Here is a 16,067-nt window from a genome sequence, read left to right on the forward strand (position 1 = left end):
GCCCACGCGGGAGCGAGAGGGCGGGCGCGAGAGGGCGGGCACGTCCGGCGCCGGGCGCGACGGGAAAGCGCTTGAAACCCGGGCGCTGACATGATCTACTGAGCCCCCGGAACGGAAAGCGGTTACCGTCATCCGTCGCTCACGACGGATGCAGCTCGTGCGCGACGTGGCGCGCGAGCAGCCGGGATCGCGGCCGTTCCTCTCAGTCAGCCCAGCACGGACTGCCGCCGCGCCGGCCGCGGCCGCACATGAAGGAGAGCCGCCACATGGCCACACGCAGGATCGGGATCATCGTCAACGGGGCCACGGGACGCATGGGGTATCGCCAGCATCTGGTGCGCTCCCTGCTCGCCATCCAGGACCAGGGCGGCGTCGAGCTCACCGGCGGCGACCGGCTGCTGCCCGAGCTGCTGCTGGTGGGCCGGAACGAGGAGAAGCTGACCGCCGTGGCCAAGCGCCACGGCCTGACGCAGTGGACGACGGACGTCGAGGCCGCCCTGGCCGACGAGGACTACGAGGTCTACTTCGACGCCCTGGTGACCAACCTGCGCGTGGCCAACCTCAAGAAGGCCATCACCGCCGGCAAGGCGATCTACACGGAGAAGCCCACGGCGGAGTCCTTCGCCGACGCCCTCGAGCTGGCGCGCCTGGCGAAGGAGGCCGGCACCGTTTCCGGCGTCGTCCACGACAAGCTCTACCTGCCCGGCCTGCTCAAGCTGCGCCGCCTGATCGATTCCGGCTTCTTCGGCGAGATCCTCTCCGTGCGCGGCGAGTTCGGCTACTGGGTCTACGAGGGCGACTGGCAGGCCGCCCAGCGTCCCTCCTGGAACTACCGCGCCGAGGACGGCGGCGGCATCGTCGCGGACATGTTCCCGCACTGGAACTACGTCATCGAGAATCTCTTCGGCCGCATCGCCGACGTCTACGCCCAGACCGCCACCCACATCCCGGCCCGCTGGGACGAGAACGGCACCCGGTACACCGCCACCGCCGACGACGCCGCCTACGGCGTCTTCCGCCTCGAGAACGGCATCGTGGTGCAGATGAACTCCAGCTGGGACGTGCGCGTGCGCCGCGATGAGCTGGTCGAGTTCCAGGTCGACGGCACCAAGGGCTCCGCCGTCGTGGGCCTGCACAGCGCCCACATCCAGCCGCGCGAGGCGACCCCGAAGCCGGTCTGGGATCCCGACGTCAAGGACGGCCACGACTACTTCGACGACTGGATCGAGGTCCCCGACAACGAGACCTTCGACAACGGCTTCAAGGTGCAGTGGGAGGACTTCCTGCGCCACTACATCGAGGGCCGCCCCTATCCGTTCGACCTGCTCTCCGGCGCCCGCGGGGTTCGCCTGGCCGAGACCGGCCTCGCCAGCTCCGCCGAGGGCCGCCGCATCACCCTCGACCCGCTCACGGAGGTCTGAGCACCATGACGAGCACCGATCTGACCCTGCTCGACGAGGACGGCCGTCTGCGCACCATGCCGCTGGGGGAGGCGGTCCCCTTCGCAGCGCCCACCTCGCCGCTGCGCTCGCGCACCGTGTTCGCCGCCGTGCACGTGGTCCCGATCGTCCACGGGGACAACACCCCCGGCGCCCCGGCGGACATCGACTGGGAGGCGACCATCGCCTTCCGCCGCACCATGTGGTCGCGCGGTCTCGGCGTCGCCGACGCCATGGACACCGCCCAGCGCAACATGGGGCTGGACGCCGCGGCCACCCGCGAGCTGATCTCCCGCACCGCCGACGCCGCCCGCGAGGCCCTCGCCGATCCCGCGTACGCGGGCCTGTTCCGGGACGGCGCGCAGGTGCGCGACCTGGTCGTCGCCGGTGTCTCCACCGACCACCGCAGCGAGCCTGAGCTGAGCCTGGACCAGATCGTCGAGGCCTACCGCGAGCAGCTGAGCGCGACCGAGGCCACCGGCGCGGGCGCTGTGCTCATGGCCAGTCGTCACCTCGCCCGGGCCGCGACGTCGGCCGAGGACTACGAGGAGGTCTACCGCCGCGTGCTCGAGACCGCCACCGAACCCGTCGTGCTGCACTGGCTGGGCACCGCCTTCGACCCGCAGCTGGCGGGCTACTTCGGCTCCGGCGACACCGCCGAGGCCTCCGAGACGCTGCTGCGGATCATCGAGGAGAACCCGGCCCGGATCCGCGGCGTGAAGATGAGCCTGCTGGACGCCGAGGCGGAGGTCGCCGTGCGCGAGCGCCTGCCGCGCGGCGTGCAGATGCTCACCGGGGACGACTTCCACTTCTCCCACCTGATCGTGGGGGAGGGGGCCGACGGGACGACGGCGCGCACCGACCAGCCGGAGGGCAGCTTCTCCCACGCCCTGCTCGGCGCGTTCGCCGTCACCGCGCCCGCCGCCTCCGCAGCGGTCCAGGCACTGGATGCCGGAGAGCCGGATCAGGCCCGCCGCATCCTCGACGCCGCCGAGGAGCTCGCCCGGCACGTCTTCTCCGCTCCCACCTACCACTACAAGACCGGCGTCGCCTTCCTCGCCTGGCTGAACGGGCACCAGCCCGCCTTCACCATGGTGGGCGGGATGCACTCCGCCCGCAGCCTGCCCCACCTCTCGCGCACCATCGAACTGGCCGCGAGCACCGGCAACCTCGAGCGCCCCCAGCTGGCCGCCGAGCGCTGGCACGCCATGCTGCGCCTGGCCGGATACGAGGTGGCTCGGACTGACGCTGCTGACGCTGTCGGCGCCGGCGCCGCCGGGACCGACGCCGCTGGCGCCGGCGCTGCTGGGGCCGCCGCCGGGGGAGCCGACGGACCGGACGGCCTCACGGAAGGATCCGCCGCATGAACACACCCGCCCCGGAGACGACCGGCACGCCCCGTCTGTCCATCAACCGCTGGACCTGCCGCACCACGCCGATCCAGGAGTTCCTCGAGGCCACCGCTGCGGCCGGCATCGAAGCCGTCGGTCTGTGGCGCCAGGACGTCGCCGAGGTCGGACTGGAGGCCCTGCGCCGCCGGGTCGATGACGCCGGCCTGCGCGTGTCCACCGTGTGCCGCGGCGGCTTCCTCACCGCCGTCGCCGAGGCGGACCGCGCCGCGGCGCTGGAGGACAACCGGCGCGCGATCGACGAGACCGCAGCTCTGGGCGCCCCCACGCTGGTGCTCGTCGTCGGCGGCATCAGCCAGGAGGACAAGGACATCGCCGGCGCCCGCGCCCGCGTCGCCGAGAACATCGCGGCCCTGGCCCCCTACGCCGAGGAGCGCGGGGTCACGCTGTCGATCGAACCTCTCCACCCGATGTTCGCGGCCGACCGCGCCGTGGTCTCCACCCTCGACCAGGCCCTGGACATCGCCGAGGCCACCGGCAGCCCCGCCGCCGGCGTCGTCGTGGACACCTATCACGTGTGGTGGGATCCCTACCTCGAGCGCGCCATCCAGCGTGCCGCCGACGCCGGCCGCCTGCTGAGCTACCAGGTGTGCGACTGGAACCTGCCACTGGCCGCCGAACCGCTGTTCTCCCGCGGCTACATGGGCGATGGCTACATCGACTTTCCCGCCATCACCCGCATGATCGCCGCGACCGGCTATGACGGCGACATCGAAGTGGAGATCTTCCACGTGGACGTGTGGGCCACCCCGGCCGCCGAGGCCATCCGCACCGTCGCCGAGCGCTTCGAGCAGTTGGTCCTGCCGTACGCATGACGGCCGCCGGCTGACCGTCGATTCCGATCAGCCGGTACTCCAGCGTCCAGGCGCGTCGATATGCGTCGCGTCGGACCGCTGGAGTACCGCCGAGTCGGACCACCGCTCACCACGATCGCCCCGGACGTCTCGGCACTGTTCCGGCACCTCGTCACGCGGGCCGAGCGCTGCTGAGTGAGGAGTCGGGGGAGCGATCCGACGGCGCTTCGGGCCGATTCACGCTGGTCGAGCGGGCCTCTCCGTGGGGTCCAGTAGTCAGCCGGCGACCGGAAAGATCTGCAGCTCGGCCGGCGTATCGGCGGCACGGAGGCGCTCGTCGCACGCGAGCAGCGGAGCGTCGAGCCCCTCTGCCAAGGCGAGGTAGGAGGCGTCGTAGGCCGCGCACCGGTGACGGAGGGACCAGATGCGCTCCGAGAGCGGTGCAGCGTCGTACCGGGCGATCGACATCGCGAAGTGCGTCTCCCGGAGAGCGTCCGAGTCCTTCGGGAGGAGCTTCCGCCCGCGTTCCAGGCCTCGCAGCGTCGAGAGGACCTCGATATCGAGCAGATGCGGGGCTCCCAGGGGCCGGGTCGCGACCGCTCGGGTCAGCTCATCCGGTGCGTCGGCGCTGATGAGCGCTTCGATCATCGCCGACGCGTCCACCACGATCACCGGCGATCAGCTTCCAGGGCCTCAAGGATGTTCGCGCGCGTCGGCCCCGATTCCTGGCTGCGATGGCGAATCCGCTCGACCAGTTGCGCATTCGTCGGAGAGGCGGCGATCCGGGGTGGTCCGGACCCGACCGATGCCGCCCTCAGGCTCTGGTGGTCAGGGCGGTGGACTCCCGAAGCAGCACGTCACCGCGCACATGCACCTCGCTGACGTCCGCGGTGCTGGCCGGTCCGTCGGCGCTATCGGCACCGTTCCGTCCGGCCGCGCCGGTCCCGTTCGTCCCGTCGGCATCCTCCGGCAGTTCCAGGACCCACTCCACGGCCTGGCGTGCCATGTCGTGAAGCGGCAGTGCGATGGTGGTCAGGGAGGGGTTCGCGTCGGCTCCGTCGGGCACGCCGCCGAAGCCGGCGACGGCGACCTGGCCCGGCACGTCGATCCCGCGCCGGCGCAGTTCTCCGAGCGCACCGAGGGCCATCACGTCGGCGGGGGCGAACAGGCACAGCGGCAGGTCCTCGGCGGGGGAGGCCGCCTCCAGGTGCTCCTGGACCTGCTCGGCAGCGAGGTGGCCGCCGTCCCGGGTCAGGCCGGCACCGATGTTCAGCTCCGGCTCGATGCCGGCCTCGGTCAGGGCGGCGACGAACCCGCCGGTGCGGTCCCCGGCCGAGGGGATGCCCTCGATGCCCTGGACGACGGCGAAGCGGCGATGACCTTCGACCACTAGGGAGGTCGCGAGCTCGTGAGCGGCCGCGGCGTTGTCCGGCACGATGGTGCGGCCCACGCCGAGGGACTGGCCCATGCCCACCACGCGGCCCTCGTTGCGGGCGAAGCCCTCCAGCAGCGTGCTGATCGCGGCGTCGGAATCGTTGCCGTAGCGGTGGGAACCCACCAGCACCAGGGCATCGACCTGCTGGGCGATCAGCGACCGCAGTGCTCTGACCTCGGTGTCGATCTCGCGGTCGGTCTGCGTCAGCAGCACCTGGCTCTGGGAGGCGAAGGCCTGCTGCTGGATCTCGCGGGCGATGGTCGCGAAGTAGGGGTCGGCGATGTCGTGGACGACCAGGCCGATCAGCCCGGAGCGGGAGCGCGCCAGGGCCTGCGCCTGCGCATTGGGCACGTAGCCGAGCTTCGCCGCGGAGGCCTCGACCTTCTCCGCGACCGCCTTGCCGGGGATGCGCGAGGAGCCGTTGAGAACGCGGGAGGCGGTGGCCAGGGAGACCCCGGCATCCTGGGCGACGTCGCTGAGACGCACTGCGGGCATCGGGGCTCCTTGTCGGGAGGGGCGGGTCGGGGAAACGCTGTCCGGGCGTTCAGGATACGGCCGCGAAGCGTCTCATGTCCGGCGCTCGGGCACTAATCGTGGTCGCGGGCGTCACGTCGCGATGCACCGAATGACCCGCCGTCTCGAGAGCGTGGCCAGCTACGACGCACCAGGGGACGGGACCAGCAGGGCGTGCAGCGTCTCCGCCTCGCGGGCCAGCGACGCCGGGTCGTCGCCGGGCACGAACTCGAGCAGTGCGTCGTGGTCGCGGTCGTGGACCCGGACGATTTCGAACGCGTCGCGCCACAGCTCGGCGCGTTCGGCGAGAGGCAGGCGGCGTGCTGCGGGCCACCACGAGAACACATGCAGGGTGGAGACATGGGGTAGGGAGGTGCGCAGGTCCCGGATCGCCGCCGCCCGCGGCTGGTCTTGGTGCGGCTGCCAGTACGTGCGCACGGCCGGATGATCCACCTCGTTCAGCAGCTGCAGCGTCGAGTCGATCTCGTCGGTCAGGGTGCCGCCGTGCCACTCCAGGCCCAGCTCGACGTCAGCATCGGCAGCGGCGACGGCCGTCTCGCGGATCCGGGAGACGAGCATCCGGCGCTGCTCGGGTGAGGTCTCACGAGATCCCCGCCTGCCCGCCCAGATGCGGACCCGCGGTGCGCCGAGTTCTCGGGCGGAGTCGAGCAGTGCGGCGGCCTCCTCGGCCACGGAATCCGCTGTGCCGTCGCAGCGGAGATAGGATCCGTAGCTGGCCACCTCGAGCCCGGCCGCACGGGTCGCCTTCCGTGCTGAGCGGGCCGCCGCCACATCTCCGGCGGGGACATGCACGTCGCTGCCCCATTCAATGCAGTGCAGCCCCGCATCGGCGGCGAGGTCGGCGACCTGCCCGACGGAGAGGTCACGAAAGCTGACCGAGCACAGTCCGGAGCGGATCATGCCTCTCCTTCCGCCGGGTCGGGAGGGCCTTCGGCGGTGCTGCTCAGGGCGTCCCGGCCCATGCCAGTACCAGCGGCATAGTATCCGCTCCTGCGCAGACGCCGGGCCCCACTGCGCTACGGTGGCAAGCGCTTGCGCGCACTGAAGCACCGAGACGAACGAGGCTCCGATGGACGAGAACAAGCGGCCCGCCCGCCCCGGACTCCGCGACGCCGAACCGGATTTCAACGCCTGGTCCTTCTGGCGCCAGGCCGACGACGCGGCACAGCAGGCTCAGCGGGAGCGTCTGGCCGAGCTTGCCGCTGACGGCGCCGAGCTCGGCGAGGGCTGTGTCGTCTCGCAGTGGGCCGCCTGCTTCCCGGAGACCCTGGTTCTCGGGGAGGGGGCCTACCTCGCGGCGTTCAGCTACGTGACCGGAGACGTCCGGATCGGCGCCCACTCGACCGTCAACGCGTACGTGGTGGTGCGCGGCGCTGTCAGCATCGGCGAGGGCGTGCGCATCGGTGCCCACACCTCGCTGCTCGGGTTCGACCACCAGTTCGCGCCCGATCAGCCGGTGCGCAAGCAGCCGCTGGTCAGCCGCGGGATCACCGTGGGGGACGATGTCTACATCGGCTCCCACGTCGCCGTCGTCGACGGGGTGAGCATCGGCGCCCACAGCGTCATCGGAGCCGGCGCCGTGGTCACCAGGGACGTGCCGGAGTGGTCGGTCATGGTCGGCAACCCGGCACGGCGCATCCGCGATCGCCGCGAGACCGGCGGACGGTCCTCCGCGCGCCGTGGGGCCCGGGACCTGAGCGAGTTCGCCGACCGGGCCCGCCAGGAGGCCTCCAGCGTTCTGGCGCGGTGCTGGGATGAGGACCAGCGGGCGTTCACCGACACTCCGGGCGCCGAGCCCACCGTGCGCGCCCTGTGCGACGCGGTCGAGATCGCCGAGCTGCTGGAGCCCGCAGCGCTGTGGCAGCTCGACCGCCCGGAGGTGATCCAGCGGCTCACCGCGCGCCAGGACCCGCGCACGGGGCTCATCCCCGAACTCGGCCACGAGCTGGGCGAGCCCACCGCGGCCGACCTCGGCGGGGGAGCGCGGTATCACGTGCTCAGCGCGGGGTACGCCCTCGATCTGCTCGGTGCCCGATTCCCCCATCCGATCGGCATCGTCGACACCCTGCGAGGCCCGGACCTGATCGCCGCCCTCGAGCAGCAGCCCTGGACCGAGCGCGCCTGGGGCGCGGGGGACTGGGTGGACGTGGTCGGCACAGCACTGACGTGGAACCGCGAGTGGTTCGAGCTGCCGGGCGATCTGGAGACGCTCGTCGGGTGGCTGCACCTGACCGTGGACCGCAGCACCGGGGTGTGGGGCCGGCCCCGGGCGTCCGACGGGCTGCGTCAGCCGGTCAACGGCTTCTACCGGCTCAGCCGCGGAACGTTCGCCCAGTTCGGGCTCCCGATCCCGCACCCGGAACGGGTGATCGACACGGTCCTGGCCCACGCGCGCGACGACCGCCGGTTCGGGGTGGGCCGCTCCACGGCCTGCGACGTGCTGGACATCGCCCATCCGCTGTGGCTGGCCCGCCAGCAGACCGCCCACCGCGGCGAGGAGATCACGGCGTGGGCGGCAGGACAGGTGCCCCGGCTGGTCGCAGCCTGGCGGCCTGGCGAAGGATTCGGCTTCGCCCAGCGCCCCGATGCCCGCGGCACGGCCTGCCCCGGCCTGCAGGGCACCGAGATGTGGCTGGCCATCTCCTGGTACCTCGCCGACCTGCTGGGCGCGGCCGGCTCCCTCGGCTACGAACCCCGCGGCGTGCACCGCCCGTGGCCGCGCTGAGGGTTCCTCAGCGCCCGCCGAGCAGCTTGTCCATCGGGACGAAGTCGGAGAACTCCGCGTCCAGCGCCGGGCCCTGCGTCTCGTCGGCCGCCCCACTCGTCGCGCTCGCCGCACCCGTCGCGCCCGCCGGATCCGAGGCCGCCTCGCCGGCCGCCTCCTCGATCCCGGAACGCAGCATGGTGGCCAGCTCGGCAGAGGCCCGCCGCACCCGCGCCGCCAGCGGCTGCTCGTCACCGTGGGCGTCGGCGTCCGCCCCGAAGTCGGCCGAGGCCGCGAACACGACCGTCGGCACCACTTCGGCCTTGAGGTAGCCGAACATCGGGCGGATCGCGTAGTCGATCGCCAGGGAGTGCCGCGAGGTCCCCGCGGTCGCTCCCAGCAGCACCGGCTTCGCCTTCCAGATGTTGATGTCGATCGCGTCGAAGAAGGACTTGAACAGCCCCGAGGGGCCGACGTTGAACACGGGGGTCACGGCGATCACCGCGTCGGCCGCACGCACCGACTCGATCACCATGGACAGCCGCTCACCGGGGAAACGGGTGAGCATGGCGTCGGTGATGTCGTGGGCGTACTCGCGCAGCTCCACGGTGCGCACGTCGACCTCGGCGCCGTCCCGGCCGAGCGCGGAGGCCGCCTCGCGGGAGAGCTGGTCGGCCAGCATGCGGGTCGAACTGGGCGTGGACAGCCCTGCGGACAGGGCGACGAGACGAATGGGACCGGTCATGAGGTGGATCCTCCCTGAAGCATCGAGTAGAGCATGTCAGGCGCCTCGGCGGGCGTCGAACGGCCGCTGGTCCTCGGCGCGCAGGCCGGTCCAGTTGTCACCGGTCTCGAACTTGTAGGTGTCATCGAAGCTGCCCCGCTCGGCCTCGGCGGCGGCGACCTGCGCGGCGTGGGTGGGGGCCTCGGGGACGTCGGCCGGCTTGCGGGCCTCGAGCTCCTTGCGCAGCACCGGGACCACCTCCGTGCCCAGCAGCTCGATCTGCTCCAGGACCGTCTTGCGGGGCAGGCCGGCGTGGTCCATGAGGAACATCTGGCGCTGGTAGTCGCCGACGTGGTCGGCCATGGTCAGGTACCGCTCGACGACCTGCTCGGGGGAGCCGACCGTCAGCGGGGTCATGCGGGTGAACTCCTCCATCGAGGGGCCGCCGCCGTAGACGGGGGCGTGGTCGAAGTAGGGGCGGAACTCGTTGACCGCGTCCTGGGAGTTCTTGCGCATGAACGCCTGGCCGCCGAGGCCCACATAGGCCTGACGGGCCGTCCCGTGACCGTAGTGCTCGTAGCGCTCACGGTAGAGCTGGACCATCTGCTGGGTGTGGCTCATGGGCCAGAAGATGTTGTTGTGCAGGAAGCCGTCGCCGTAGTACGCGGCCTGCTCGGCGATCTGCGGGGAGCGGATCGAGCCGTGCCACACGAAGGGGGCCACGCCGTCCAGCGGGCGCGGAGTGGAGGTGAACTGCTGCAGCGGGGTGCGGAACTGGCCCTCCCAGTCCACGACGTCCTCGCTCCACAGCCGGCGCAGCAGATCGTAGTTCTCGATCGCGATCTCGATGCCCTTGCGGATGTCCTGCCCGAACCACGGGTAGACGGGCCCGGTGTTGCCGCGGCCCATCACCAGGTCGACGCGACCGTTCGTGAGGTGCTGCAGCATCGCGTAGTCCTCGGCGATCTTGACCGGATCGTTGGTGGTGATCAGCGTGGTCGCCGTGGAGAGGATGAGCTTTTCGGTCTGGGCGCCGATGTAGGCCAGCGTGGTGGTGGGGGAGGAGGTCACGAACGGCGGGTTGTGGTGCTCGCCGAGGGCGAAGACGTCCAGGCCCGCCTGCTCGGCGAGCTTGGCCTCCTCCACCATGAGCTGCAGGCGCTCGTGCTCGGTGGGAACCTTCCCGGTGGTGGGGTCCGGAGTGATGTCGGCGATGGTGAAGATTCCGAACTGCATGATCGCTCCTAGCGCGTCTCGTGGCTCGGGAGGGAACGGTGCGTGGCGGTCCCGGCTCGGCCTCCTGTAGATAGTTCAAGAATAAACTACCTGTGCGGTGCGGGCAAGACCCGTCGGCCGCCTCTGGCAGGATGGTGAGGCATGACACGAGCGAGCACCCGAACCCTGTTGGACGCGACCCGGCTGGCCGGACTGGAGACGACCGACGGAGGCAGGATCCTCGCGAAGGTCTCCAGGCTCGATACCACAGGCACGGCGTACCGCAGCGCCCTGGTGGAGATCGAGGGTGACCACCTGGTGCCGCTGACGCGCGGCGCCGCCTCAGTCGGCGCCGTCGCCGCCGCGGAGGACGGCACCACCTTCTTCACCGCCAAGCGCACCGGGGAGGACGGCAAGGAGGCCGACGACGCCCAGCTGTGGGCCCTGCCCGCTCGCGGTGAGGCCCGCGAGGTCGCAGCGCGCCCCGGCGGCTTCGGCGGACTGAGGATCGCCGGGACGCGGCTGGTCGCCGAGCTCGAGGTGCATTCGCAGGCGTCCGACGAGATCGAGCATGCCCGCCTGGCCGCCGAGCGCGAGGAGGCGAAGGTGACCGCTGGGCTCCACGCCGGCTTCCCCACCCGGTACTGGGACCACGATCTCGGCCCGGCCCGATCGGTGCTCGCCCTCGCCGCGCTGCCGGAGGACGTCGCCTGGGCCGAGGCGACTCGCCCCGCGAGCGCTCAGGACGGTGCACCGGCGGACGGTGCAGCCGCGGACGGGGCGCCCACGGGCGGGGCGGCCGAGAAGGACCCCGTCGGCCCGCAGGTGCTGCACTTCCGCCACGTGACCATGCCGCCCGGGCGTCTCGTGGACTGGACCGTGGACCGCGAGGGCACGCGCGCCCTGGTGGCCATGGCCGATTCCCGCGACGATCTGCTGGCCGCCGAAAGCCTGTACCTGCTCGATCTGATCGGCGCCCAGCCACCGCGGCTGCTGCGCGAGCCGACGGCCGAGGCCGAGTACAGCCCGGGCGAGTTCAGCCCCGACGGGACCCGTGCCCTGATCGGACGCGGCCGGAACTGGACCCGCGAAACCAGCCTCAGCTCGAGTGTGGAGGTGCTGGACCTGGCCGACGGAACGTCCTCGACAGTGTGGCCCGAGCTCGACCACTGGGTCGACCCGGTATGGCTGGACGAGGCGACCCTGGTCGCCGCGAGCGACGACCACGGCCGCGGCTCCGTGTGGATCGGCGGCCTCGAGGACCCCGCACCGCGGCGGCTGGCGGGCGGGCCCGAGCAGGACCTGGCCTTCTCCTCGATCTCGGTCGCCGGGGGCGCGGTGGTCGCCTCGGCCTCCGGGATCTCCGTCGCCCCGCACCCGGTGCGCATCGACCCGGCCGACGGGACCGTGCAGGAGCTGCCGAATCCCGCCGATCCGATCGAGCAGACCGGCTCGCTGACGGGGCTGGCCGCCACCGCGGAGGACGGCACCGATCTGCGGGCCTGGCTGCGCCTGCCGGCGGGGGAGGGCCCGCATCCGCTGGTCGTGTTCGCCCACGGCGGCCCGTGGGGGTCGTGGAACGCCTGGACCTACCGCTGGAACCCGGGGCCCTTCGTCGACGCCGGCTACGCCGTGCTGCTGCCCGATCCGGCGATCTCCACCGGCTACGGGCAGGCGATGATCGACCGCGGCCAGCACGAGCTCGGCGGCGCGCCGTTCACCGACATCATGGCCCTGACCGATAGCGCCGTGGCGCGCGAGGACATCGACGCCGAGCGCACCGCGTTCGCCGGTGGTTCGTACGGCGGCTACATGGCCAACTGGGTGGCCGGGCACACCGGGGACCGTTTCCGCTGCATCGTCACCCACGCCTCCCTCTGGGACACCGAATCGATGGGTCACACCACCGACAACGCGAGCTGGGAACGGCCGATGCGCGACCAGAACCGGCGCTACAACCCCAAGGACAGCGTCGGCGAGATCGTGGTGCCGATGCTGGTCATCCACGGCGACAAGGACTACCGGGTGCCGATCGCCCAGGGCCACGCCCTCTGGTACGACCTGCACGAGTTCTCCGCCACCCCGCGCGATGCACAGGGGCGCACCCGCCACCGCTTCCTCTACTTCCCCGACGAGGGGCACTGGATCATGGGCCGCGGCAACGCCGAGGTCTGGTACGAGACCTTCCTCGGCTTCCTCGACCAGCATGTGCGCGGGACGGACTGGGAGGCTCCGGCGACGCTGGGCTGAGGACAGCCCGGGCGCGGCGGGGTCGTCGTAGACATCGCGATGCCGTCCTCGTCGTCGGCCGGGGCGAGGTTCCGCAGGTCGACCTGGACGAACGGCCCCCGTGCGGCCCCGGTCAGCGGCGTCGACCCTCGCCGTCAGCCGTCAGCCGTCAGCCGTCAGCCGTCAGCCGTCAGCCGTCACCAGCTCCACGCGCGGCGTGCCCTGGCCGGTGAGGAGCTTGGAGACGGGGCACCGGGCGTGCGCGGCGTCGGCGATGGTGCGGGCCTCGTCGGCGGCCATGTCCGGGATGCTCACCAGGGCGCGGGGAGCGAATCGGTAGCCGCCGGCCGGATCGCGATGCAGATCGACCTCGACGCTCACGCTGCTCTGGTGCGGGAGCTCTCGTTCGGCGAGCACCACCCGCAGCGTCTCCTCGAGGCACGTGCTCCAGGCCATCGCGAGGAACTGCTCCGGGGTGAACCCCTGGTGCGGTGTCGACGGTCCGCCGGTGGGCAGCGTGGCCCGGTGGGCGGTGGGGCCGTCATGGACGCGGACCTCGCCCGTTGTGCCGTGGATGTTGTCCGTGCGGGCCGTGTAGAGAGCAGGGTCCTCGGGGTGGGGCGAGGAGGTCGGACCGGAGGAGGCACCTCGATCGTCGGCGGTCATGACGTCAGCGTACGGGCGAGGCCGAGTGCGGGGGAGGGCGGACACCCTGGCACTGCGGCATGCGCCGCATGACGCTCGGTCACACGTCCAGGAGAAGGGGAAGGGCCATGGCGACACCGGATGTGCGACCGGTGGGCGACCTGCCGGACGCGCTGGGCAAGACCGCGCCGCGCGAGCTGCAGGCGGCAGGAATCGACTCACTGGAGAAGGTCAGCAGGCGCACGGAGGCGGACCTGTTGGCGATCCACGGCGTAGGCCCCAAGGCGATCCGCATCCTGGCCGAGGCATTGAGCGAGAAAGTGCTGACGTTCGCTCAGGCCGAGTGACACGGGGACGCGCCGGTCACTCCTCAGCTGACGTCCTCGGCGGGAGCGTCCCACGTGTTGCACACGCTCAGGTCTCCGCCCGACTCGAAGCCGACCTGGATCCAGTGCGCACGCGACTCGGGGTCGATGGCATCGGGGTCGCCGCCGTCGTTCCAGGTGGCCGGATCGGCGAGCGCCTCTTGGAGTGAGGAGTCCAGCTGAGCGCTCGAGGGCAGCTGCATCGTCGAGGCCGACCCCAGGCACTCCCGCTGGAGGAAGAACCGTCGGGTCGTCTCGGCCTGCTGATCGGGGTCGTCGGCGAGCTGCTCGTTCAGGGCCGCGTAGTAGAGGCCCACGGAGCTGTTCCACATCAGCGGATTGGTGAACTGGAAGGCGAGATCCCACGTGTATGCCTGCGGGATGTGCTCGGCGTCGCTCAGGGTGGCGCCGGTTCCGGCCCCGATCGGCCAGTACAGCACGCCGTCGAGGTTGCACATCCGGGCGGTGTCCTCCGTGAAGTCCTCCGGGTCGCAGGACATGTCAGAGGGGACGTCGGGCCAGGTGAAGACCTTGATCGTGGGACTGATCCAGGGGAGCCCGCGGTCCGAGCTGGCAGGAGACCACACCTGGTTCAGGCACCCTGAGGCGGCGTCGAGCAGTGACTGCAGCTGCTCGACGTCGTGCTCGACCGGTGTCTCGGGCAGCTCGCACGTGCCGACGTCGGGGAGCGAGCCCTCGGTCAGAGGGTTCTCGATCAGGATCTGCCGGAGGGTCTCGGCGTCCTCGGGCGGAGTGTCGAGCGGACTGATCACCTCGAACTGGGCGTTCTCCGCCGGCACCTCGCTCTCGGTGCTCTCGGTCTCCTCGCTCGGCGTCGCGGAGTCGCTCGCCGTGTCCTCCTCGGTGGCCGGGTCGCTCGTCGGCTCACTGTCGGTCGTGGCCGGGGAGGCGGTGCGTTCCTCATCGCCTCCCCGGGTGAAGGCGTAGAAGGCCACGCCGCCGCCGAGGACGAGGACCAGGACAGCGATGCAGCCGAAGGCCACGGCGATCAGTCCCCAGGGGCGTTTGGGGGAGGGGGACCGGCCGAACTGCGATGGTCCGCCGGGTCCGCCGGGTCCGCCGGGGCCGCCGGGGCCGCCCGGGCCGGCGGGGCCACCCATGCCGGGCTGCGCGGGGGCCGCACCGAAGGACGGAGTCTGTGGCTGCTGGGCGTGGGGCTGGGGCGGCGGGAACCCGCCTCCCTGCTGAGGGCCGCCGTGGTGCCCCCCGTAGTACGGTCCCTGCCCGTTCCCGCCGGTTCCTGCGCTCGACATCCGTTCTCCCCCTTGGCTGCACAGCGTCGTTGCAGGCGCAGGATATCGGGGCGGGACGCTGCAGGCTCCGGCCGTAGGTTCCGATGCGGTCACAAGTGCCCGGGTCGTCCGGCCGAGGGTCGCAGGAACCGGCGGGCGTCTAGGGTGCCGGGGCGACGTCCTCGGCCGGAGCATTCCAGGTGTTGCACGCCGAGAGCTCCCCGTCGGACTCGAAGCCCGCCGTCAGCCACCGCACCCGAGAGGCGGGTTCGAGGGTCTGCGGCGGATCGCCGGTGCCCCAGTTCGTCTCGTCGAGCAGGTGGTCCCGCAGCTCGGCGGACGGCCGCGCCGCCGAGGGCAGCTGCATGGTCGAAGCCGCCGCCAGGCATCTCATCTGCAGGTTGAAGCGGCGCCACACCTCCGAGCTGAGCGGATCCTCGGGGGAGATCTGTTCCGAGAGCGCCAGGAAGTAGGCGGTGAGCGAGCTGTTCCACGCGACGAAGATCATGATCAGGTACGAGAGGTCCCAGACGTACGCCGAGGGCACGTCCGCGGCGTCATCCCGCGAGGCGCCCAGGCCATGGCCGGCCGGCCAGTAGACCGTCGCATCGAGGCTGCAGACGCGGGGGAAGTCCTCCTCGAAACTGCTCGACTCGCACTCGGAGGCGGGGATGTCCGGCCAGGTTTAGACCTGGACCCTCAGGGGCTCCCACGGCAGGCCCCGGTCCGAGCTGGTGGTGGCCCAGACCTGGTTCAGGCACCCGGCGGCCGCATCGAGAACCGCCTGGAGCTCGGCGGTGTCGTGGTCGACCGGAGTGGCCGGGAGCTCGCAGTCGGCGACGTCGGGCAGGGAACCCTCGGTCAGAGGGCTGGTGGCCATGACGGTCGTGAGCTCCTCCACGTCACCCGGCGGGACGTCGATCGGTGAGACCACCGTGAACTCGGGCTCCTCGGTCTCGGAGCCGCTGGGGGTCTCCGGTGTCTCCTCCGCCGGCTCCGACGGGCTCGACGTGGTCGACGCGGCGGTGGGATCCTCTCCGCCGCGGTTGAGCGCGACGTAGGTGACGCCGCCGCCGAGCACGAGCGCGAGGGCGGCGACGCACCCCATGGCCACCACCCTCACGGCCCACGGCGGGCCGCCGCGCCGGCCGCCCCCAGCCGCGGGGCCCGACGTCCGCTGCTGATACCAGCCGTGCGATCCGCCCTGAGGGGGTCGGTCTCCTGGTCCCGAGTGCGTCATGCCTCTCTCCCCTGCCCCGTCACGTCCTCGCCGTGCGCAGGATATGTGAAGCGATGACGCCGCGGACGGGATGCCGGCGTC

The 16,067-nt window shown here is 71.7% G+C and carries 15 protein-coding genes; 6 read left to right on the forward strand and 9 right to left on the reverse strand.

The window, feature by feature from the left end:
- The first annotated feature begins 266 nt into the window (after positions 1-266).
- From ACFQRJ_RS08200 to ACFQRJ_RS08210, 3 genes are read left to right on the forward strand one after another with little or no spacing between them, the layout of a single operon-like run.
- Positions 267-1,421 (forward strand): Gfo/Idh/MocA family protein, encoded by a 1,155-nt coding sequence (locus ACFQRJ_RS08200; RefSeq protein WP_377018506.1) that lies wholly within the window; start codon positions 267-269, stop codon positions 1,419-1,421.
- 5 nt (positions 1,422-1,426) lie between these two features.
- Complete coding sequence (locus ACFQRJ_RS08205) at positions 1,427-2,806, forward strand: DUF993 family protein (protein ID WP_377018507.1); 1,380 nt, start codon at positions 1,427-1,429, stop codon at positions 2,804-2,806.
- Entirely contained in the window at positions 2,803-3,663 is an 861-nt protein-coding gene (locus ACFQRJ_RS08210; RefSeq protein ID WP_377018508.1) for a sugar phosphate isomerase/epimerase family protein, read from the forward strand. Before ACFQRJ_RS08205 ends, ACFQRJ_RS08210 begins: the two co-directional genes overlap by 4 nt.
- Before the next feature lie 255 nt (positions 3,664-3,918).
- Here ACFQRJ_RS08210 and ACFQRJ_RS08215 read toward each other — a convergent pair whose 3' ends face one another.
- From ACFQRJ_RS08215 to ACFQRJ_RS08225, 3 genes are all read right to left on the reverse strand, one after another.
- Complete coding sequence (locus ACFQRJ_RS08215; protein ID WP_377018509.1) at positions 3,919-4,314, reverse strand: type II toxin-antitoxin system VapC family toxin; 396 nt, start codon at positions 4,312-4,314, stop codon at positions 3,919-3,921.
- A gap of 142 nt (positions 4,315-4,456) precedes the next feature.
- Positions 4,457-5,572: a LacI family DNA-binding transcriptional regulator gene (locus ACFQRJ_RS08220; RefSeq protein ID WP_377018510.1), complete on the reverse strand. Its 1,116-nt coding sequence runs from the start codon at positions 5,570-5,572 to the stop codon at positions 4,457-4,459.
- A gap of 159 nt (positions 5,573-5,731) precedes the next feature.
- On the reverse strand, positions 5,732-6,511 hold the full coding sequence (locus ACFQRJ_RS08225; protein ID WP_377018511.1) for a sugar phosphate isomerase/epimerase family protein: 780 nt from the start codon (positions 6,509-6,511) through the stop codon (positions 5,732-5,734).
- Positions 6,512-6,680: 169 nt separating this feature from the next.
- Here ACFQRJ_RS08225 and ACFQRJ_RS08230 point away from each other — a divergent pair, with 169 nt between their 5' ends.
- Positions 6,681-8,336: an acyltransferase gene (locus ACFQRJ_RS08230; protein WP_377018512.1), complete on the forward strand. Its 1,656-nt coding sequence runs from the start codon at positions 6,681-6,683 to the stop codon at positions 8,334-8,336.
- A 7-nt stretch (positions 8,337-8,343) separates the two neighbouring features.
- Here the strand turns inward: ACFQRJ_RS08230 and ACFQRJ_RS08235 are convergent, their stop codons facing one another.
- The gene (locus tag ACFQRJ_RS08235) at positions 8,344-9,060 is read right to left on the reverse strand and encodes a CE1759 family FMN reductase (protein WP_377018513.1); all 717 of its coding nucleotides are present in this window, start codon (positions 9,058-9,060) and stop codon (positions 8,344-8,346) included.
- Between the two features lie 36 nt (positions 9,061-9,096).
- Positions 9,097-10,275, reverse strand: coding sequence for an LLM class flavin-dependent oxidoreductase (locus tag ACFQRJ_RS08240; protein ID WP_377018514.1), 1,179 nt, complete (start codon positions 10,273-10,275; stop codon positions 9,097-9,099).
- 141 nt (positions 10,276-10,416) lie between these two features.
- On the opposite strand from ACFQRJ_RS08240, the gene ACFQRJ_RS08245 reads away from it, so the two are divergent.
- Positions 10,417-12,504 carry an alpha/beta fold hydrolase gene (locus ACFQRJ_RS08245; protein WP_377018515.1) on the forward strand — a complete coding sequence of 696 codons (2,088 nt, stop codon included), beginning with the start codon at positions 10,417-10,419 and terminating at the stop codon, positions 12,502-12,504.
- 162 nt (positions 12,505-12,666) lie between these two features.
- Here ACFQRJ_RS08245 and ACFQRJ_RS08250 read toward each other — a convergent pair whose 3' ends face one another.
- On the reverse strand, positions 12,667-13,149 hold the full coding sequence (locus ACFQRJ_RS08250; protein WP_377018516.1) for an OsmC family protein: 483 nt from the start codon (positions 13,147-13,149) through the stop codon (positions 12,667-12,669).
- Between the two features lie 107 nt (positions 13,150-13,256).
- Here ACFQRJ_RS08250 and ACFQRJ_RS08255 point away from each other — a divergent pair, with 107 nt between their 5' ends.
- Complete coding sequence (locus ACFQRJ_RS08255) at positions 13,257-13,475, forward strand: helix-hairpin-helix domain-containing protein (protein ID WP_377018517.1); 219 nt, start codon at positions 13,257-13,259, stop codon at positions 13,473-13,475.
- Positions 13,476-13,498: 23 nt separating this feature from the next.
- Here ACFQRJ_RS08255 and ACFQRJ_RS08260 read toward each other — a convergent pair whose 3' ends face one another.
- The 3 genes from ACFQRJ_RS08260 to ACFQRJ_RS08270 form a co-directional block, all read right to left on the reverse strand.
- Positions 13,499-14,767, reverse strand: coding sequence for a hypothetical protein (locus tag ACFQRJ_RS08260; protein ID WP_377018518.1), 1,269 nt, complete (start codon positions 14,765-14,767; stop codon positions 13,499-13,501).
- A gap of 139 nt (positions 14,768-14,906) precedes the next feature.
- On the reverse strand, positions 14,907-15,293 hold the full coding sequence (locus ACFQRJ_RS08265; protein WP_377018519.1) for a hypothetical protein: 387 nt from the start codon (positions 15,291-15,293) through the stop codon (positions 14,907-14,909).
- A gap of 138 nt (positions 15,294-15,431) precedes the next feature.
- Positions 15,432-15,854 carry a hypothetical protein gene (locus ACFQRJ_RS08270; RefSeq protein ID WP_377018520.1) on the reverse strand — a complete coding sequence of 141 codons (423 nt, stop codon included), beginning with the start codon at positions 15,852-15,854 and terminating at the stop codon, positions 15,432-15,434.
- Positions 15,855-16,067: the final 213 nt, after the last annotated feature.

Origin of the sequence: Brachybacterium sp. GCM10030252, assembly GCF_042666535.1 — a bacterium.
Classification (GTDB): Bacteria; Actinomycetota; Actinomycetes; order Actinomycetales; family Dermabacteraceae; genus Brachybacterium.

Bases quoted from the DNA above. Each gene is read 5' to 3' on its own strand.
- ACFQRJ_RS08200 (WP_377018506.1), top strand. From the start codon at position 267: ATGGCCACACGCAGGATCGGGATCATCGTCAACGGGGCCACGGGACGC.
- ACFQRJ_RS08205 (WP_377018507.1), top strand. From the start codon at position 1,427: ATGACGAGCACCGATCTGACCCTGCTCGACGAGGACGGCCGTCTGCGC.
- ACFQRJ_RS08210 (WP_377018508.1), top strand. From the start codon at position 2,803: ATGAACACACCCGCCCCGGAGACGACCGGCACGCCCCGTCTGTCCATC.
- ACFQRJ_RS08220 (WP_377018510.1), bottom strand. From the start codon at position 5,572: ATGCCCGCAGTGCGTCTCAGCGACGTCGCCCAGGATGCCGGGGTCTCC.
- ACFQRJ_RS08225 (WP_377018511.1), bottom strand. From the start codon at position 6,511: ATGATCCGCTCCGGACTGTGCTCGGTCAGCTTTCGTGACCTCTCCGTC.
- ACFQRJ_RS08230 (WP_377018512.1), top strand. From the start codon at position 6,681: ATGGACGAGAACAAGCGGCCCGCCCGCCCCGGACTCCGCGACGCCGAA.
- ACFQRJ_RS08235 (WP_377018513.1), bottom strand. From the start codon at position 9,060: ATGACCGGTCCCATTCGTCTCGTCGCCCTGTCCGCAGGGCTGTCCACG.
- ACFQRJ_RS08240 (WP_377018514.1), bottom strand. From the start codon at position 10,275: ATGCAGTTCGGAATCTTCACCATCGCCGACATCACTCCGGACCCCACC.
- ACFQRJ_RS08245 (WP_377018515.1), top strand. From the start codon at position 10,417: ATGACACGAGCGAGCACCCGAACCCTGTTGGACGCGACCCGGCTGGCC.
- ACFQRJ_RS08250 (WP_377018516.1), bottom strand. From the start codon at position 13,149: ATGACCGCCGACGATCGAGGTGCCTCCTCCGGTCCGACCTCCTCGCCC.
- ACFQRJ_RS08255 (WP_377018517.1), top strand. From the start codon at position 13,257: ATGGCGACACCGGATGTGCGACCGGTGGGCGACCTGCCGGACGCGCTG.
- ACFQRJ_RS08260 (WP_377018518.1), bottom strand. From the start codon at position 14,767: ATGTCGAGCGCAGGAACCGGCGGGAACGGGCAGGGACCGTACTACGGG.
- ACFQRJ_RS08270 (WP_377018520.1), bottom strand. From the start codon at position 15,854: ATGGGGTGCGTCGCCGCCCTCGCGCTCGTGCTCGGCGGCGGCGTCACC.